Source organism: Aldersonia kunmingensis, from assembly GCF_001646865.1.
Taxonomy (GTDB): Bacteria; Actinomycetota; Actinomycetes; order Mycobacteriales; family Mycobacteriaceae; genus Aldersonia; species Aldersonia kunmingensis.
Genome location: NZ_LRRB01000212.1, coordinates 1 through 4,145 on the forward strand (window position 1 = coordinate 1; position 4,145 = coordinate 4,145).

Genomic DNA, 4,145 nt, shown 5'->3' on the forward strand with positions numbered 1-4,145 from the left:
GTCGCCGAGGACTTCGCGCTGCCACAGCGTGTAGTCGGCGTACTGCACCGCCAACGGCGCCCATCCCGGCTCTTCACCACGAGTGCGGGCCGCATAGGCCACCATCACGTCGCGGGCAAGTGGCCCGGTGGACACACCATCACCGGCGATGTGATGCACGACCAGAACGAGGACGAACTCGTTTTCGGCAAGCTGCAGCAATCGGATCCGTACGGGCGCGGAGGTGGTGACATCGAATCCGTTGGTGATGGCGTCGGCAACCATCGCCGCAGCCTCGTCGGCGGCTACCGGGATCGGCGCGAGATCGAGATCGACCGCCCCGGGCGCCAGCACCTGCTGATAACCAACACCGTCGATTTCCGGGTAGATCGTGCGTAGCGACTCGTGGCGTGCCAGCACATCGCCGATCGCCGCTTGGAGTGCGTGGACATCGAGTGCACCGGTCAGCCGCAGCGCCATCGGGATGTTGTTGGTAGCCGAATCCGGGTCGAAGCGGTTGAGGAACCACATGCGGGTCTGGGCCAGTGACAACGGAATCCGGTCCGGGCGCGGCCGGGCTTCGAGCGCAGGCCGCGAATCGCGCTGCGCGCCGGCGAGGACCGCAGCGAACCCGGCCACGGTCGGGTTGTCGAACAGGGCGCGGATCGCGACCGTGACTCCGATCCGCTGACGCAGTGAACCCACCACGCGGGTAGCCGAGAGTGAATTCCCGCCCAGGGCAAAGAAGTCATCGGTGCGGCCGACGCGTTCGGCACTGGTGATCTCACCGAACACCGCAGCAACCATCTCTTCGAGCGGTGTGCTGGGTGCGACGTATTCGGCTGTGGCCCAGTCGGGTTCGGGCAGTGCCTTGCGATCGACCTTGCCATTCGGGGTGAGCGGCACCTCTGCCAGTTCGATGATCTGCTTGGGCACCAGGTGCGTCGGCAGCAGAGCCCGGGCATGGTCGAGAAGTTCGGCGACGTCGACGGTGTTGCCGGTAGCGGCGTGCACGTAGCTGACCAGGGCATCGCGGTGCACGACCGTCAACGCGAAATCCACGCTCGGGTGGGTATTCAGCGTGGCGTCGACCTCGCCGGGCTCGACGCGAATGCCGTTGAGCTGGACCTGGTCGTCGGAGCGCCCGACGTACACCAGTTCCGGGTTTGACGTACCGAGGTGCCAGCGGACGAGGTCGCCCGTGCGGTAGAGGCGCTGCCCGGGAGTGGTCGGGTCGGCGACGAACCGTCCGGCGGTCAGGTCGGGGCGCTGGTGGTAGCCGCGGGCGAGCTGCGGGCCCGCGAGGTACAGCTCGCCGAGCACGCCGGGCGCGACCGGGCGCAGCCGCGAGTCGAGAACCAGCGCTCGCGCCCCGGGCAGCAGTCCGCCGAGGGTGATCGCGTTCGGGTCGGTGAGCGGCTCGGTGAGGGTCGTGATGATCGTGGTTTCGGTGGGGCCGTAGCAGTTGTGCAGGCGGACCCGCGATCCGAAGCGGGTGACGAGGTCGGGTGGGCAGACGTCGCCACCGACGGCGGCGACCTCGAGTGCCGGGACGGCGTCGGCGTCGACGGTGGCCAGGATCGCGGGAGCCGTAAGGGTGAGGGTGACCCCTTCCCGCGCCAGCAGATCGGTCAACTCGGCCCCGCCGTAAATCTCCGGATCGGCGATCACCAGGGTGGCGCCGGCGGAGAAGGCGTGGATCATCTCGAACACCGACGCATCGAACGACGCCGACGAGAACCGCAGCACCCGCGAATCGCGCGTGGTGCCCAACTCCGGGCGTCCGGTGGCCGTGAACGATCCCAGTCCGGTGTGGGTGACCACGACACCCTTGGGCAGTCCGGTCGACCCGGACGTGTAGATGACGTACGCCGGATGATCCGCACGTAGCGGCCGCGGGTGGTCGGTGCAGGTGAGCGGCGCATCTATGACCGACGGCGGCGCCTCGGGAGTGTCGAGGCACAGCCAGGTCGTGTCGGTGGCGGGTAGTCCGCCGCGCACACCCGAGAGGGTCAGGCCAAGGCTCGCCCCGGAGTCGGTGAGCGTGTGGGTGATGCGTTCACCGGGGTGGTTCGGGTCGATCGGCACGAACGCGGCCCCGGTTTTCGCGACAGCCCACACCGCGACGATGGCCTCGATCGAGCGGGGGAAGGCCAGGGCGATAAAGGTTTCCGGTCCGGCGCCGTGGCCGATCAGGATTCGCGCGAGGCGGTTCGAGCACGCATCCAACTCGCGGTAGGACAAGGTGCGCTCACCCGCGACAAGCGCTACACCGTCGGGGTTGGCTGCGACACCCGCGGCCAGGATCTCGCGCAGCACGGCCGGGTCCGGGCCCGTGCCTCCGCTCGCGGGCACGAGCGCGGCGCGCTCGGCATCGGTGAGCAGGTCGAGGTCGGTGATGCGGGTGTCGGGAAAGCGGGTGAGCGTGTCGAGCAGGTCGACGTAGCGGTCGAGCAAGCTCTGTGCGGTCGAGGCGTCGAACAGGTCGCTCGCGTAGGTCAGTGCCGCGGTGGCGTCGCGCGCACCGGTTTCGCCGAGACGCAGTGTCAGGTCGAACTGCGAAGTGCCGGTATCGAATTCGTAGCCGGTCACGGCCAGGCCAGGCAACTCCAGGGTGCCGCCCGGTCGGGCGTGATCGTAGGCGAACGCGACCTGGAACAGCGGGCTGTGGGCCTGCGAGCGGGCCGGTGCCAATACTTCGACGAGGCGTTCGAACGGGATGTCGTTGTGGGCGAAGGCATCCAGGTCGGTGTCGCGCGCCGCGGCGAGGGTGTCGGTGAAGGCCGCGGTGGGGTTGATGTGGGTGCGCAGCACGACGGTGTTGACGAACATACCGATCAGGTCGTCGAGGGCGGGGTGGCTGCGGTCGGCGATCGGTGTGCCGATCACGACGTCGTCCCCGGCCCCGAGCCGCGAGAGCAGTACCGCGAAGACGGCGTGAGTCAGCATGAACACCGACACGCCGTGCTCGGCGGCCAGGTAACGCACCCGTGCGATCACCTGGGGGTCGACCGGGGTCGTGATGGTTGCACCGCGGTAGGACGCGACCGCGGGCCGGGGACGGTCGAGGGGTAGTTCGATGACCTCGGGTGCTCCGGCTAACCGGTCGCGCCAGTAGGCGATCTGGCGGGCCGCCGCGGACGTCAGGTCGGTCTCCTCGCCGAGGACCTCGCGCTGCCACAGGGTGTAGTCGGCGTACTGGACCGTCAGCGGTGTCCAGCCGGGGGCAACATCGGCGCGGCGGGCGGCATACGCGGTGAAAACATCCCGCGCCAGTGGCGTCGTGGAGACCCCGTCGGCGCTGATGTGGTGCACCACCACGGCGAGCACCCACTCCTCGCGGTCGACGCGCAACAGCGCGCCGCGGATCGGGACCGAGGTGGTGACGTCGAATCCGCCACCGAGTATCTCGACCAGCCGGGCCGGAACCTCGTGCGCGGCAACATCGAACACGGGCAGGTCAATAGCGGCCTGCTCGACCGGAAGCACCACCTGCACCGGGCCCTCGGCGCCCTCGGGGAACACCGTGCGCAGCGATTCATGCCGGCCGATGACGTCGGCCACCGCGGCCCGCAGGGCAGCGACGTCGAGTTCTCCGGACAGGCGAACCACGATCGGGATGTTGTACGCGGCCGACTCCGGGTCGAACCGATTGAGGAACCACATCCGAGACTGCGCCAGCGACAACGGAATCCGCTCCGGGCGCGGGCGGGCCTCGAGCGCCGGCCGCGCGTCACGCTCGGCATCGGCCACGATCGCCGCGAACCCGGCAACGGTCGGGTTGTCGAACAACGCCCGCACCCCGATCGTAACGGCGTGGTCGCGCCGGATCGCGCCGATGACCCGCGTCGCCGACAGCGAGTTGCCACCCAGAGCGAAGAAGTCGTCGGACAGGCCGACCTTCTCCGCACCCGTGACCGCAGCGAAGAGTTCGGCGATGCGCCGCTCGTCCGGGGTCTCCGGCGCGATGTATTCGGCTGCGGCCCAGTCCGGTTCGGGCAGTGCCTTGCGGTCGACCTTGCCGTTGGCGGTGAGCGGGATCTCGGGCAGTTCGATCAGCTGAGCAGGAACCAGGTGTGCGGGCAACCGGCCCCGCAGCGACACCAACAGGTCGACGGTGTCGAGTTCGTACCCGGCCGCGGCGCGTACGTAGCTGATGAGGGCAT

The 4,145-nt window shown here is 69.1% G+C and carries 1 protein-coding gene; it reads right to left on the reverse strand.

Annotated features, from left to right (window positions below):
• Positions 1 to 4,145 (reverse strand): non-ribosomal peptide synthetase (locus tag A8G08_RS16595; RefSeq protein WP_157108621.1); only part of this gene is annotated, 4,145 nt, incomplete at both ends.